We start from the raw sequence: 14,903 nt of genomic DNA on the forward strand, positions 1-14,903 counted from the left end.
GCGAGGTTCGGCAATGGCCAGTATGTGAACTCGGGACTTACCCGTGCGCGGACTTCACCAGCCCGCCCGCAGCACGATGTCGATGTCAGGGCCCAGGCCGGCGTCAGCACGATCCACGACGTCGCGCAGGTGAGCCGGCTTCAAGTCCTTGCCATTGCCATTCGGCGGGGACACACTGGCGGGCTGGCGGCAGCGATCTCAAGGAGAACCTCCATGGGCACCGAAGCAGCGGAGCAGCACCGGCTCGAGGAAGCGCAGGCAAAGCGCGCGGCCTGGAAGAAATGGGGCCCCTACCTCAGCGAGCGGCAATGGGGAACCGTGCGCGAGGACTACAGCGACAACGGCGATGCCTGGAATTACTTCACCCACGATCAGGCGCGTTCTCGCGCCTACCGCTGGGGCGAAGACGGGCTCGGCGGCATCAGCGACGACCACCAGGTGCTGTGCTTCGCGCTGGCGCTGTGGAACGGGCGCGACCCGATCCTGAAGGAGCGTGCCTTCGGCCTGGCCAACAGCGAAGGCAACCACGGCGAGGACGTCAAGGAGTACTACTTCTACCTCGACTCGACGCCGACGCACTCGTACATGAAGTACTTGTACAAGTATCCGCAGGCCGCCTATCCGTACCAGGACCTGGTCGCCACCAACCGCGGCCGCGGCAAGCAGGAGCCCGAATACGAACTGCTCGACACCGGCGTGTTCGACGACAACCGCTACTTCGACGTCTTCGTCGAGTACGCGAAGGCCGCGCCCGACGACATCCTGGTGCGCATCACGGTCTTCAACCGCGGGCCGGAGGCGGCGTCGCTCGACCTGCTGCCGACGCTGTGGTTCCGCAACACCTGGTCGCAGCCGGGCGGCGGCTCGAAGCCGGTCATCGAACTCGTCGACGGCGCCGCGGCCGCGACCGTGCGCGCCCGCCACACCGACCCGCTGTTCCTCGAATCGCTGGGCGCCTACGAGCTTCATTGCGACGCCGACGTGCCGCTGCTGTTCACCGAGAACGAGACCAACAACGCGCGCCTCTTCGCCGGCGACAACGCGTCGGCCTGGGTGAAGGACGGCATCCACGAATTCATCGTCCACGGCAACGCCGATGCGGTCAATCCGGAGCAGCGGGGCACCAAGGCGGCAGCCCACTACCGGCTCGATGTCGGCCCGGGCCAGTCGCGGCAGGCGCGCCTGCGGCTGGCGGCCAGCGAGTCCGGTGCGGCGGCGCAGCCTTTCAAGGACTTCGATGCCGTTTTCGCGGCCCGCGTGAAGGAGGCCGACGCGTTCTACGCGGCGGTGACGCCACCGGCCGTGCGGGACGATCCGGACCGCGCGAACGTGATGCGCCAGGCGCTGGCCGGCATGCTGTGGACCAAGCAGTACTTCTACTACGACCTCGATCTCTGGCTCGACGAGCACGGCGCGGGCGGCCAGCTGCCGCCTTCGGAGCGGCGCCGGGTGCGCAACATCGAGTGGGGCCACATGTTCAACGACGACATCATCTCGATGCCCGACAAGTGGGAGTATCCGTGGTACGCGGCCTGGGACCTGGCCTTCCACATGATCCCGCTGGGCATGGTCGACCCGGATTTCGCGAAGCAGCAGCTCGACCTGATGCTGCGCAACGACTACCTGCATCCGAACGGCCAGCTGCCCGCCTACGAGTGGAACTTCGGCGACGTCAATCCCCCGGTGCACGCCTGGGCGACGATGCAGCTCTACCTGATCGACAAGGAGCGCCGCGGCGGCCGCGGCGACATCGAGTTCCTCAAGTACGCCTTTTCCAAGCTGCTCATCAACTTCACGTGGTGGGTCAACCGCAAGGACCGCACCGGCGCCAATGTGTTCGAGGGCGGATTTCTCGGGCTGGACAACATCGGCGTCTTCGACCGCTCGTCGGCGCTGCCCACGGGCGGCTACCTCGACCAGGCCGACGGCACGGCGTGGATGGTGTTCTTCAGCCAGCAGATGCTGCGCATCGCCGTCGAGCTGGCGCTGGAGGAGCCGCTGTACGAGGAATTCGTCGAGAAGTTCTTCCAGCACACGCTGTTCATCGCCGGCGCGATGGACCGCGTCGGCGACCGGCACGACGAGATGTGGGACGAGGAGGACGGCTTCTTCTACGACGTGCTGCGGCTGCCGGACGGCAGCGCCACGCGGCTCAAGGTGCGGTCCATCGTCGGCCTGCTGCCCCTGGCCGGGGTGGCCGTGTTCGAGGAGGACATCCTCGTGAAGCTGCCGAAGTTCGGCGAGCGGGCGCGGCAGTTCCTGGCGCGCCACCCCGAGCTGTCCGCCAACATGCATCTGCCGCAGGAGCCCGGCGTGGCCAATCGTCGGATGCTGGCCATCGTCGACGAGAAGAAGCTGCGCCGCATCCTCGCGCGCATGCTCGACGAGAGCGAGTTCTTCAGCCCGCACGGGCTGCGCGCGCTGTCGCGCAGCCACCTGGAGCATCCGTACGTCTTCGAGCACGCGGGCCAGTCGTACCGCGTGGCGTACGTGCCGGGCGATTCCGACTCGGGCATGTTCGGCGGCAATTCCAACTGGCGCGGGCCGGTCTGGATGCCGATCAACTTCCTGCTGTACACCTCGCTGCTGCGCCTCTACGCGTACTTCGGCGAAGACTTCAAGGTCGAGTGCCCGACCGGCTCGGGGCAGAAGCTGACGCTGCTCGAAGTGGCGAAGGAACTGGGCGAGCGGCTGAGCCGCATCTTCCTGCGCGGCGATGGCGGCAGCGGCAGGCGGCCGGCCTGCGGAGCCGACACGAGGTTCCGCGACGACCCGCACTGGCGCGAGCTGGTGCAGTTCCACGAGTATTTCCACGGTGACACCGGCGCCGGCATCGGCGCCAGCCACCAGACCGGCTGGACCGGCTGCGTGGCGCGGATCATCCAGGTCAATGCGGTGCTGACCAAGGACCTGCTGCTCATGCCCGGGGCCGAGGCGGCGGCGGCGCGCGCCCTGCACGGCGTGGCCAAGGACGCCACTGCCGCAAGGACGAAGTCATCGAGGTGAGTGTCATGCAAGGCTCTCGCTATCCCGCGCTCTACCAGCTCAATACGCGTGTCTTCCTCACCGCGCTGTCGCAGTCGCTGGGCCGCGCGGCCACGCTGGACGACATCGCCGACGCCGAACTCGATCGGCTGTCCGGCATGGGATTCGACTGGCTCTGGCTCTTGAGCGTCTGGCAGACCGGAGAAGCCGCGCAGCGCATCTCGCGCAGCAATCCGGCCTGGCGGCGGGAGTTCGAGCACACGCTGCCCGACCTTCGCGAGGAGGACATCGCGGGCTCGGGCTTCGCGATCAAGGACTACCGCGTGCACCGCGATCTGGGCGGCGACGCCGCCCTGGCGCGGCTGCGCTCGCGAATGCGCCAGCGCGGGCTGCGCCTGATGCTCGACTTCGTGCCGAACCACATGGCCCTCGATCATCCGTGGACGGACGAGCGGCCGGACTGCTTCGTCCATGCCAGCGAAGCCGATCTGGCGCGAGCACCCCAGAACCATTGCCGCCTGAACACGAAGAACGGCCCGCTGCTGCTCGCCCACGGCCGGGACCCGTACTTCGACGGCTGGCCCGACACGCTGCAGCTCGACTACGGCAACGCTCACTTGCAGGCGTCGATGCTCGCCGAACTCGAACGCATCGCTGGCCAATGCGACGGCGTGCGTTGCGACATGGCGATGCTGATCGTGCCCGAGGTGTTCGAGAGAACCTGGGGCATTCGGGCCGAAGCGTTCTGGCCCAGGGCGATCGACACGGTGCGGCGCTCCCAGTCCGATTTCCTGTTCATGGCGGAGATCTACTGGGACATGGAATGGACCCTGCAGCAGCAGGGCTTTGACTACGCCTACGACAAGCGCCTGTACGACCGCCTGCACGAACAGCGCGCCCGCCCGGTTCGCGAGCACCTCTGCGCGGACATGGGCTACCAGGACAAGCTCGCGCGCTTTCTGGAGAACCACGACGAGCCGCGCGCAGCGGCCGCCTTTGCGCCCGGAGTCCACCCCGCGGCGGCCGTGTTGACCTATCTCTCACCGGGACTGCGCTTCTTCCACCAAGGGCAATTCGAAGGCCGGCGCATTCGAATCTCCCCGCATCTGGTCCGCGGGCCCGATGAAGCCGTTGACGGCGCGCTCGAACGCTTCTATGGCCATCTGCTGGACGTGCTTCGGCTGCCGGCGCTGCGCGACGGCCGCTGGTCGCTGCGGGACTGTCTCCCGGCCTGGGACGGCAACCCCAGTTCGGACAATTTCATCGCCTTCGATTGGGAGGGGGCCGATGGCGAGCGGGTGCTGGTTGCCGTGAACTACGCGCCGCAGCCATCCCAGTGCTTCGTGCGTCTTCCGTTCCCGCAGCTGGCAGGAAGCGTGCTGCGCTTGAGCGACCTGCTCGGCACGGCGGTCTACGACCGTCCGGGCGACGACCTGCTGTCCCGCGGATTGTTCCTCGACCTGCCGCCCTGGGGCCACCACGCTTTCGACCTGCAGCGGATTGCCTGATGGCAGGCCGGGGCCGACGGCACCTACGCCAGGGGAAGCTCCCGCATGAGGTTGCTGCGCACCCAGGTGCATGACCCGGACTGGACGTTGTCCGCCTGCCAGCGGCGGAACTCGGGATCGGCGGCCAGCGGATCCGTGACTTTGGCGTACGCCACCGCGTTCTCGAACTGCACGGTCAGGACATGGTTGCCCGGTTCGCCCGCGGCCAGCCATCGACGTCTCCTTCGTCATGGAAAGAGCCGTCATTGAGCACCCGCGCGCCTGCGGGGCAATCCGACATTTTCAGCGCCGGAGCGGGTCTGCCACTGGCCGCAAAAGAGTGGAAGCGACCGAACCGGCGGCCGCTCATTCGGCGTGGACTCCGGCCATTTCGAAGTCGTGGGTTTCCAGCAGCACGGGGTGTCGAGGCGCCTCGTGGTGGCGCTCGATGGCGAGCGCGTCGATGCTCGCCCTGTGCGCCTCGTAGGCCGCCACCAAGGTGTCGCCGCCGCCAGTCGCACCGAAGAGGTCGCGCAGCGGGTCTTCCGAGATCTCGGCGACGACCCTGTCGCCCTCAGGGCCTTCCGGGTAGATCGCGAATCGCACCGTGGCCGTGTCGAAACAGTAGATTGCCTCGGTCATTTCCTTTGCCTCCGCTTGAGACGCAGGCATGCGAAGCGGGTGCTCGGCATGCCTTCGCATGCCTGCACATGATCCGCCGCCGGACCTCGCAGGTCCAATGGAAGCTCTTCGGGCAGTGCGGGCTTTCCGCCAGGGCCCGCCACGAGGTCGACCACCGGATCTGCGTGCCCTTGGCGCCTTCTGCGCCTCCCTGCGCTGCGGCAGGAAGGTCTCCGGGCCCCAGCGCTCGTGCGCAAGACAGCCGTGGTTCAACGGCCTTCCCTTTCGGGGAGCGGCAGTACAGCTGCCAGGACATCGGAGGTCACTGGTGGACGTTCTCCGAATCTCGGGCGATTGTGCCGCCCGTCGACGACAGCCGGCCCTCAGTTCAAGGTCGCGAGAAGAGCGCCTCCGCATGCTCGAGGAACTTGTGCGCAATCGGCGCACGAGGGCCATTGGAGCTCCAGTCGAAGCCGCTCTTGCGCATGGGCGCGATGCCCGGCAGCGCTACGCGCTGAATGCACAGTCCGCTCGACCAGAGCGCTGACCAATCCGGCAGCAGCGATATGCCAAGGCCTTGGTCGACCATCGCCGCGATGGACATCAGGCCATTGATCTCCAATCGCGTGTGTGGCGTCAGGCCGTGCTGGCGCAGATAGCGGTCGGCCATCTGCCCGCCTGCCACGCTGCGGTCGTACTGGATATAGGGCTGGGTCCGCGGCTGCTGATCCGCCAACGCACATCAGCGCGGCGCCGTGCCCGCTGGCCATCAGTAAGGACCAGAACGCCACCTGCGTCGACCGGATGCGCACCAGCGGGCTGTGGCGATGCACAAGGCCGGGCGGCGCTTGCTCCTATCCTGCCGGCTCCGGTGGCGCATCCCGCGCCGCCCCAGCGAGGAAGTCCGGTGAGCGTTCCAGGCATTCGTGATCGCGAGCAGGTGCGGCAGATCGAGTCGCGGCCGTACGCGGAGTTTCTGCCGCACGCCTCGGTGCTGGCGGCGCTCGAGCACTCGGCCCGCCTGCATGGCGACAGGCGCGCCCTGACCTACATCCCTGCGGCCGATCTGCAGCAGCCTCCGGCCAACTGGACCCACGCCGGGTTAGTCGCCGAAGTCCGCCGCGCCGCGCGCCTGTTCCAGCGCCTCGCCGGCGACGAAACGCCGAGGGTGGCGATGCTGCTGCCGGCCATTCCCCAGGCCTACTTCACGCTCTGGGGCGCCGAGGCGGCCGGCGTCGCCTGCCCGGTCAACTACCTGCTGGGCGCGGAGCACATCGCCGAGCTCCTCTGCGCAGCCGAGGCCAACATCCTCGTGGCGCTGGGGCCGAACGCGGAACTCGACATCTGGCCGCGCATCGCCGAGGTCCGCGCGCGCTGTCCGCAGCTGCGCTGCGTGCTGGCCGTCGGCGCGTCGGCCGGCGATGGTGCCGTGCTCGATTTCGATCGCGAGCTGGCCGCCAGCCGCGCCGATGATCTCGTGGCGCCCGGCGACGACCCCGACCGGCTGGCGGCGCTGTTTCACACTGGCGGCACCACCGGCCGCCCCAAGCTGGCGATGCAGACCGAGCGCAACCAGCTGCATGCGGCCTGGGGCGCGGCGCGCATGTACGGCGCCGGCCCGGCCGATGTGATCCTCAACGGCTTCCCGCTGTTCCATGTGGCGGGCTCGATGGTCTACGGCCTGTCGACCCTGCTGGCCGGTGGCGAAGTGCTGCTGCCCACCTTGCTGGGCATGCGCAACCTCGACTTCGTGAAAGCCTACTGGCGCTGCGTCGAGCGCCATCGCGTCAGCCTGCTGGCCACGGTGCCGACCGTGATCTCGGCCCTGCTCGGCGTCGAGCGCGGCGATGCCGATCTTTCGAGCGTGCGCGCCCTGCTGACCGGCGGCTCGCCGCTGCCGACCGAGCTCGCGGACGGTTTCGAGCAGCGCTTCGGCATCCCGGTGCGCAACATCCTCGGCATGACCGAGTGCGGCGGCGTCATCGCGATCGAGCCGGTGGCGGGGCCGCGCGTGGCGGGTTCGGTCGGCCTCGCCTTGCCGTTCACGCGGCTGCGGGTGGTCGACGAGTTCGGCCTCGAGGTCGCGGCCGGCGTCGACGGCGTGCTGCAGATCAGCGGTCCCAACGTCGGGCCCGGCTACACCGAGGCATCACGCAACGCCGGCACCTTCACCGACGACGGCTGGCTGGTGTCGGGCGACATCGCGCACATCGACCTCGAGGGCCGCGTGTTCGTGACCGGCCGGGCCAAGGACCTGATCATCCGCAGCGGCCACAACATCGACCCGATCGTGATCGAGGACGCGCTGCTGCGGCACCCCGACGTGCTGATGGCAGCGGCCGTGGGCGCGCCCGACGAGTACGCCGGCGAGATCCCGGTCGCCTTCGTCTCGCTGCGCTCCGGTGCCGCGGTCACGGCCGCGGCGCTGCATGACTTCGCGCAGCAGTTCATCCCCGAGCGGCCGGCGTTCCCGAAGAGCATCGTGGTGCTCGAGTCGCTGCCGATGACCGCCATCGGCAAGCTGTTCAAGCCCGAGCTGAGGGCACAGGCGGTGCGCGCCGTGCTGGCGGACCGCCTGGCGGGCGACGGACTCGACACCCTCGTCGCGCTCGACGTGCTGCTGGAGGCGCGCGGCCCGGTGGCCGAGTTCTCGGCCGTCGCCGACGCCGGCCTCGAGGCGCGGATCCGAAAGCTGATGAGCGGCTTCGCGCTCGAGTACCGCCTCTCGCGACAACATTCCAATGGAGACCCGGAAAGATGACTTTCAGATCCTCACGCAGACATTGCCTCCTCGGCGGCCTGGGCCTGGCGGCCGCCGCGATCGCGCCCTCGGCCGCGTTCGCCCAGGCGTTTCCCAGTCGCTCGCTGCGGCTGGCGGTCGGCTTCGCGCCCGGCACCGGGCCCGACGTGGTCGCGCGCACCCTCGGTCAGCGCCTGGGCGATCTGCTCCAGCAGCCGCTGGTGATCGAGAACCGCGCCGGCGCGGGCGGGCAGATCGCGGCGCAGTTCGTCGCCAAGAGTCCGCCCGACGGCTACACGCTGCTGATCGCCGATGTCAGCGCGATCAGCATCGCGCCGGCCGCGTTCTCCAGGCTCGGCTACGACCCGGCAAAGGAACTGGTCGCGGTGTCGGAGGTGGTCCGCACCGACTTCATCCTGGTGGTGCCCAACCAATCGCCGGCGCGCACGGTGGCCGAGTTCGCCAGGCTCGCCGCCAGCCGCGAGAAGACCAACTTCGGCACCTTCGGCGCCGGCACGCCGGGCCACTTCGGGGCCGAGATGTTCGCCGAGCAGGCGGGTTTCAAGGTCGAGCCGGTCCACTACCGGGCCACCGGCGATGCGGTATCGGCGATCATCGCGGGCGACGTGCAGGGTGCCTTCGTGTCCACTGCCTTGGCCACGGCCCAGGTCAAGGGCGGCAAGATGCGCGCCCTGGCGACCACGGCGCCGCAGCGTTCGCCGCTGTTGCCCGAGGTGCCGACCTTCGCGGAGTCGGGCTTTCCGAAGGCCGACTTCTCGGCCTGGTTCGTGCTGTTCGTGCCGGCCGGGACGCCGCCCGGCGTGATCGCCACGCTCAACGAACAGGCCATCGCCGCGGTCCGCACGCCGGATGTGCGCCGCCGGCTCGAAGAGGCGGGCTTCAGCGTGCTGGGCACCCGCCAGGCCGAGGCCGCCAGGATGGTGGTCGACGAGACTGCGAAGTGGAAGAAGGTGGTGGCGGCGACCGGCTTCAAGGGCGATTGAGCACACGCCGGCGCGGCGGGCCGAAGCCCACCGGGGCTTCGTGGCGGTTGCGCATGGCGGTTGCGCCCGCGGACCGACCTGCTTAGGCTGCCTGCAAATCCAACACCTCCACAGAGGACTCATGCTCAGGTTCACGGTCGGGACGCTGCTGTTTCTGCTGGTCGGTTGCTCGGGCACTCCGCCCCCCCGTCAGTTCTCGGTGTGTTCAACCCACCCCGGCAGCTTTGACTGCCAGATCGAGCGCATGTCGAGAGCCGGCAGTTGACAGTGGCAGTCGAGCGGGATGAGTGGCATGCCGGTCATCGCACCAGGTAGTACGCGGAGAACTCGCCGGCGAGACGACGTCGTGCGTCAGAGGAATGCTGGCCTCGAACTGTGTGAGCCATGCAAAGCAGAGGTCCAGCTCGGCTTGGCAGGCTGCTGGTCTGACGCGGCCCTTGACACCCTTCACTCGGTCCGTCGCCCTCTGAAGCGCGCCCTTCGATTCCATGCAATGGAATGAGCCGGATGCGGCCGGTGCACCCTGGACCTAGACTGGCGCGTCGAGTCAAAAGATGTTCGCACGCAGCGATGCACCCCCAAGGAGACCCTCATGCCCCCCACTCCCGCCCCCTCCCGGCGTCACTTCAACGCCATGGGAGGCGCACTCGCGCTCATGGCACTTGCCCCGCGCGCCTGGGCCGACGCCTTCCCATCGAAGCAGGTCCGCATCGTCGTGCCGTTCTCGCCCGGCGGCCCGACCGACCTCATGGCGCGCGCGATCGGCAAGATCATGTCGGCGCACCTGGGCCAGCCCGTGATCATCGACAACAAGCCCGGTGGTGGCGGCGTCATCGGCATGAGCGAGGTGAAACACCAGCCGGCCGATGGCTACACGCTGGTCTTTCCGTCGATCCTGGCGGTCACCAATCCGGCGCTGATGCCCGGCTACCCCTTCGACACCCTGCGCGATTTCTCGCCGTTGACCGTGGTGGGTTTTGTGCCCCACGCCGTGGTGGTGCGCACCGATTTCCCCGCTCCTGATCTGCAGGCACTGGTAGCGAGCGCGAAGGCCAGACCAGACGGTTTGTCGTACGGCTCGTCCGGCAACGGCACCTCGGCGCACCTGGGCGCGGCGCTGTTCGCGCAGCGTGCCGGCATCCGCGCGACGCACGTGCCCTACCGGGGCGCCGGCCCCGCGGTGCAGGACCTCCTGGGCGGGCAGATCCAGTTCATGTTTCTCGACATGAGCAGCGCCCTGCCGTTCATTCAGGCCGGCAAGCTGCGCGCACTCGCCGTCGCGACGGCCACGCGCTTCGACGGACTCCCCGCCGTGCGAACCGTGGCCGAGCAGGGCTATCCCGGCTTCGAGGTGCATGGCTGGTACGGCCTGCTGCTCAAGGCCGGCACGCCGGCGGCTGTGACGCAGCGCCTCTACGCCGAAGTCAAGCGCGCCCTCGACACGAAGGAAGTGCGCGATCTCTTCAAGGCCCAGGGCATCGCTCCCGGCGGCATGCCGCCCGAGGAGTTCACGACGCTCGTGCGCAACGACCTGGCGATGTGGAAGCGCACGGTCGAAGAGCTTCACATCACGCTGCAATGAAAAAGGAGCGCTCTCACATGCACATCGCGATCCCTGATGACTACCAGGACTGCGTCCGCGGCCTGGACTGCTTCTCGAAACTCGATGCACACGAGGCGCGCATCTTCAACGACACGGTCAAGGGCACCGACGCGCTGGCCGAGCGTTTCGCCGATGCCGACGCCATCGTGCTGACGCGCGAACGCACGCGCATCGATGCGGCGCTGCTCGACCGCCTGCCGAAGCTCCGACTGATCAGCCAGACCGGCAAGCTCGCGGGCCACGTCGACGTGGCGGCCTGCACGGCGCGCGGCGTGCTCGTGGCCGAAGGCAGCGGCGCAGGGTCCGCCACTGCGGAACTGAGCTGGGCGCTCGCGCTCGCGAGCCGGCGCCATCTGGTCGACGAGGCCAACCGCATGCGCCAGGGGCTCTGGCAGGGGCACGTCGGCCAGCAGCTCGGTGGACAGCGCCTGGGCGTCTGGAGCTACGGACGCATCGGCCGCCAGGTGGCCGCCTACGGCCGGGTGTTCGGCATGAAGGTCTGGGTCTGGGGCCGCGAGGCATCGACCGACGCGGCGCGCGCCGACGGCTTCGAGGTAGCACCGTCGCGCAAAGCCTTCTTCGCCGAAAGCGACGTGATCAGCCTGCATGTGCGGCTCACCGCGGACACCCACGGACTGATCACGGCCGACGACCTCGCCCGGATGAAGCGCACGGCGCTGCTGGTCAACACCAGCCGCGCGGAGCTGGTCGCCGAGGGCGCCCTCGAGCAGGCGTTGCGCGCGGGCCGTCCCGGGTTCGCGGCGATCGACGTCTACGAACAGGAGCCCGTCATGGCACGGGATCATCCGCTGCTCGCATTGCCCAACGTGCTGTGCACACCTCACATCGGGTACGTCGAGAAGGACAACTACGAGCGCTATTTCGGCATCGCCTTTGACAACATCAATGCGTTTGCCGAAGGGAGGCTCGTGGATGTCGTCAATCCTGAGGCGCTGGAGGCCTCGCGCCGCAGGGCCTGAGCGCACCGGACTCCCGTTTCTCGCCCCAGAACCCGTTGACTATCGTCCTCCGAGCGCGCTGTTTCGCCGAGGCGTCGCCGTCATTCAGGTAGCGGCAGGGCACTCGTGCACTTGAATTCGTCCAGGCAGACGCTGGAACGCACGCCGTCGACGCCCGGCAGCCGCATCAACTTGTCGATCAGGAACCGCGACAGCCCCTTGAGGTCGCGCGCGATGACCTTCATGACGAAGTCGTAGTCGCCGGTGATCGAGTAGCACTCGAGCACCTCCGGCATGTCGATGACCACGTTGGTGAATTTCGACAGGTCGCGGATATGCCCTTTTTCCATGGCCACGAGGATGAAGGCCACCACATGCAGGTCAAGCCGCGCTGGGGCCAGGCGCGTTTCATACCGCGCGATGAATCCCGCTTCCTCCAGTCGGCGGTGGCGGCGATGGCATTGGGCGGGCGACAGGCCCGCAGCCTCGGCAAGCTCCAGGTTGGACGCGCGCCCGTGCTCCTGCAGGAAGGCCAGGATCTTGCGGTCGGTACGGTCGAAATCGGGGTCGTACAAGATCGTCTCCTTTTTTGTGATCAACGAGAAATTATGTTGCTTGTCCAAGGGTTCGCCCCAGCCCCCGATGAAAGCAGATTGTTCGTGCGGAAGTTCACACTTCTTCCCCTAGAAGACGGCCGCAGACGGTGATCAAACAGGTTCCCGGTCGAAGCAGTCTTCGAAATTGAACCATGCCGACTATTTCTCACAAGGACATCAACGTGCAACATTCTTTCTTGCGCTCCTCCCTGGCCCTGATCGCCACCGCCGTCGCTTCAGCCGCGGCCACGCCCAGTTTTGCTGTCGAGAAGTCGGTCGCGGTCACAGCGATCGTCGAGCACAAGGCGCTCGACGCCGTGCGCGACGGCGTCAGGGACGAGCTGAAGTCGGCCGGCTTCGAAGCCGGCAAGAACCTCAAGTACGAATACCAGAGCGCGCAGGGCAACACCGGCACGGCCGCGCAGATCGCCCGCAAATATGTGGGCGAGCGGCCCGACGTCATCGTCGCCATCGCGACGCCCTCGGCGCAGGCCGTGGTCGCGGCGAGCAAGGACATCCCGATCGTCTACAGCGCGGTGACCGACCCCGTCGCGGCCAAGCTGGTCAAGGGCTGGGAGGCCTCGGGCACCAACGTGACGGGCGTGTCCGATCTCTCTCCGCTGGACAAGCACCTCGAGCTGATCAAGCGGGTCGTTCCCAACGCGAAGCGCGTCGGCGTGATCTACAGCCCGGGCGAGGCCAATTCGGTGGCGATCATCGAGGCGCTGAAGAAGGCCGTGCCGGCCGCCGGCATGACGCTGGTGGAGGGCGCCGCGGCGCGAACCGTCGACGTGGCGAGTGCGGCGCAGAGCCTGGTCGGCAAGGTCGATGTCATCTACGCGCCCACCGACAACAACGTGATGTCGGCATTCGAGGGCATCGTCAAGGTGGCCCAGCAGGCGAAGATCCCCGTGGTCGCGGCGGACACCGACGCGGTCAAGCGCGGCGCCGTCGCGGCGCTGGGCCTGAACTACTACGACATCGGCCACCAGACCGGCAAGATCGTGGTTCGCATCCTCCAGGGCCAGGCGGCGGGCACGATCGCCTCGCAGACCAGCAACACCTTCGAACTGCACGTCAATCCGGGCGCTGCGCTGAAGCAGGGCGTGACGCTGCCGGACGAGCTCGTCAAGTCCGCGCAAGTGGTGATCAAGTAAACCGGCATCGCCAACATGTCGCTCATTGCTTCACTGGGTGCCATCGAGATCGGTCTGATATTCGGACTGGTCGCGCTGGGCGTCTTCCTCTCGTTCCGCATCATCAATTTCCCCGACCTGACGGTCGACGGCAGCTTCCCGCTCGGCGGTGCTGTTGCCGCGGCGCTGATTGTCGCGGGCTGGAACCCGTTTGCCGCCACTGCGGCGGCCATCGTCGCCGGCGCGCTGTCGGGCTATCTCACCGCGTGGCTCAACGTGCGGCTGCGCATCATGCAGCTGCTCGCCAGCATCCTGGTGATGATCGCGCTCTATTCGGTCAACCTGCGCGTGATGGGCAAGCCCAACATTGCGCTGATCGACGAGCCCACGGTGTTCAGCCTGCTCGAATTCGGCGGTCTGCCGGACTACCTCCTCAAGCCGCTGGTGCTGCTTGCGGTCGTGGTCGCCGCCAAGGTTCTGATCGACCTGTTCTTTGCGTCGGAAGTCGGCCTGGCCATGCGCGCCACAGGTGGCAATCCGCGAATGGCCCGCTCGCAGGGCATCTCGACCGACCGGCTGACGGTCTGGGGCCTGGCGTTGTCCAACGGGCTGGTCGCACTGGCCGGGGCCTTGTTCGTGCAAAGCCAGGGCGGCGCCGACATCTCGATGGGCATCGGCACGATCGTGGTCGGCCTGGCCGCCGTGATCATCGGCGAGACCATCCTGCCGGCGCGCAGCCTGGTCATCACGACGCTGGCTTGCGTCCTCGGGGCCGTGCTCTACCGCTTCTTCATCGCGCTGGCGCTCAACAGCGATTTCATCGGCCTGAAGGCCCAGGACCTGAACCTGGTGACCGCCGTTCTGGTCGCGTTCGCGCTGCTCGTTCCAACCTACAAGCGCAAGTTGGCTGGCCTGTGGCCCGGCGTGCGCGCCAATCCGACGCACGTCGTGAAGGAGGCCAAGTAATGTTGCGCGCCAAAGGCCTGGAAATCACTTTCAACCCCGGCACCCCGATCGAGAACCGGGTGCTGCGCGGGCTGGACCTGAACATTCCCACAGGACAGTTCGTCACCGTGATCGGCTCCAACGGGGCCGGCAAGTCGACCTTCCTGAACGCAGTGAGCGGCGACCTCGCGGTCGACCGCGGCAGCATCCAGATCGACGACAGCGACGTCACCCGCCGCTCGGCATGGCAGCGCTCGGACCTGGTCGCGCGCGTCTTCCAGGACCCCATGGCCGGCACCTGCGAAGCGCTCACGATCGAGGAGAACATGGCGCTGGCGTGGAAGCGCGGTGCGCGCCGCAGCTTTGGCTTCTCGCTGACGCGCAAACTGCGCGAACTGTTCCGCGAGAAGCTGAGCATCCTCAACCTCGGGCTCGAGAACCGCCTGAGCGACCGCATGGGTTTGCTTTCCGGCGGGCAGCGTCAGGCCGTGAGCCTGTTGATGGCCTCGCTGCAGCCGTCGCGCATCCTGCTGCTCGACGAGCATACGGCCGCGCTCGATCCGAAGACCGCCGCCTTCGTGCTCGAACTCACCGCGAGGATCGTCGAGGCCGGCAAGCTGACGGCCATGATGGTCACGCACAGCATGCGCCAGGCGCTCGACTACGGCACGCGCACGGTGATGTTGCACGAAGGCCGCGTGATCCTCGACGTCAAGGGCGCCGAGCGCGCCGGCATGGACGTGCCCGACCTGCTGCACATGTTCGAGAAGACCCGTGGCGAGAAGCTCGACGACGACAAATTGCTTCTAGCCTGACTCCAGTGAATC

General features: G+C 67.7%; 13 protein-coding genes. 9 read left to right on the forward strand and 4 right to left on the reverse strand.

Features of this window, described 5'->3' with window-relative positions; translation table 11 throughout:
- Positions 1–213: 213 nt before the first annotated feature.
- A complete protein-coding gene (locus QZH52_RS17480; RefSeq protein WP_301811318.1) occupies positions 214–3,006 on the forward strand; it encodes an MGH1-like glycoside hydrolase domain-containing protein in 2,793 nt (930 codons plus the stop codon).
- Positions 3,007–3,011: 5 nt separating this feature from the next.
- Positions 3,012–4,493, forward strand: coding sequence for an alpha-amylase family glycosyl hydrolase (locus QZH52_RS17485; protein WP_301811319.1), 1,482 nt, complete (start codon positions 3,012–3,014; stop codon positions 4,491–4,493).
- A 23-nt stretch (positions 4,494–4,516) separates the two neighbouring features.
- On the opposite strand, the gene QZH52_RS17490 is transcribed toward QZH52_RS17485, so the two are convergent.
- From QZH52_RS17490 to QZH52_RS17500, 3 genes are all read right to left on the reverse strand, one after another.
- Complete coding sequence (locus QZH52_RS17490) at positions 4,517–4,648, reverse strand: hypothetical protein (protein WP_301811320.1); 132 nt, start codon at positions 4,646–4,648, stop codon at positions 4,517–4,519.
- 190 nt (positions 4,649–4,838) lie between these two features.
- Positions 4,839–5,114: a DUF1488 family protein gene (locus QZH52_RS17495; protein WP_301811321.1), complete on the reverse strand. Its 276-nt coding sequence runs from the start codon at positions 5,112–5,114 to the stop codon at positions 4,839–4,841.
- Between the two features lie 367 nt (positions 5,115–5,481).
- Complete coding sequence (locus QZH52_RS17500; protein WP_436411597.1) at positions 5,482–5,763, reverse strand: LysR substrate-binding domain-containing protein; 282 nt, start codon at positions 5,761–5,763, stop codon at positions 5,482–5,484.
- Positions 5,764–6,000: 237 nt separating this feature from the next.
- Between QZH52_RS17500 and QZH52_RS17505 the strand changes: the two genes are divergently transcribed.
- The 4 genes from QZH52_RS17505 (at position 6,001) to QZH52_RS17520 (ending at position 11,420) form a co-directional block, all read left to right on the forward strand.
- Positions 6,001–7,854 carry an AMP-binding protein gene (locus QZH52_RS17505; protein ID WP_301811324.1) on the forward strand — a complete coding sequence of 618 codons (1,854 nt, stop codon included), beginning with the start codon at positions 6,001–6,003 and terminating at the stop codon, positions 7,852–7,854.
- Positions 7,851–8,837, forward strand: a complete 987-nt coding sequence (locus tag QZH52_RS17510; RefSeq protein ID WP_301811326.1) for a Bug family tripartite tricarboxylate transporter substrate binding protein — start codon at positions 7,851–7,853, stop codon at positions 8,835–8,837. The genes QZH52_RS17505 and QZH52_RS17510 overlap by 4 nt, the downstream gene beginning before the upstream one ends.
- Before the next feature lie 592 nt (positions 8,838–9,429).
- On the forward strand, positions 9,430–10,419 hold the full coding sequence (locus QZH52_RS17515; protein ID WP_286536878.1) for a Bug family tripartite tricarboxylate transporter substrate binding protein: 990 nt from the start codon (positions 9,430–9,432) through the stop codon (positions 10,417–10,419).
- Positions 10,420–10,436: 17 nt separating this feature from the next.
- The gene (locus tag QZH52_RS17520) at positions 10,437–11,420 is read left to right on the forward strand and encodes a D-2-hydroxyacid dehydrogenase family protein (RefSeq protein ID WP_301811330.1); all 984 of its coding nucleotides are present in this window, start codon (positions 10,437–10,439) and stop codon (positions 11,418–11,420) included.
- Between the two features lie 80 nt (positions 11,421–11,500).
- Here QZH52_RS17520 and QZH52_RS17525 read toward each other — a convergent pair whose 3' ends face one another.
- The gene (locus QZH52_RS17525; protein ID WP_286526708.1) at positions 11,501–11,974 is read right to left on the reverse strand and encodes an Lrp/AsnC family transcriptional regulator; all 474 of its coding nucleotides are present in this window, start codon (positions 11,972–11,974) and stop codon (positions 11,501–11,503) included.
- 173 nt (positions 11,975–12,147) lie between these two features.
- Here QZH52_RS17525 and QZH52_RS17530 point away from each other — a divergent pair, with 173 nt between their 5' ends.
- The 3 genes from QZH52_RS17530 to QZH52_RS17540 are packed head-to-tail and all read left to right on the forward strand — an operon-like array spanning position 12,148 to position 14,891.
- Positions 12,148–13,152, forward strand: coding sequence for an ABC transporter substrate-binding protein (locus QZH52_RS17530; RefSeq protein ID WP_286536880.1), 1,005 nt, complete (start codon positions 12,148–12,150; stop codon positions 13,150–13,152).
- A gap of 15 nt (positions 13,153–13,167) precedes the next feature.
- Positions 13,168–14,097 (forward strand): ABC transporter permease, encoded by a 930-nt coding sequence (locus QZH52_RS17535; RefSeq protein ID WP_286536881.1) that lies wholly within the window; start codon positions 13,168–13,170, stop codon positions 14,095–14,097.
- Positions 14,097–14,891 carry an ABC transporter ATP-binding protein gene (locus QZH52_RS17540; RefSeq protein WP_301811333.1) on the forward strand — a complete coding sequence of 265 codons (795 nt, stop codon included), beginning with the start codon at positions 14,097–14,099 and terminating at the stop codon, positions 14,889–14,891. The genes QZH52_RS17535 and QZH52_RS17540 overlap by 1 nt, the downstream gene beginning before the upstream one ends.
- Positions 14,892–14,903 lie beyond the last annotated feature (12 nt).

Origin of the sequence: Variovorax ginsengisoli (assembly GCF_030486595.1) — a bacterium.
GTDB lineage: Bacteria > Pseudomonadota > Gammaproteobacteria > Burkholderiales > Burkholderiaceae_C > Variovorax > Variovorax ginsengisoli_B.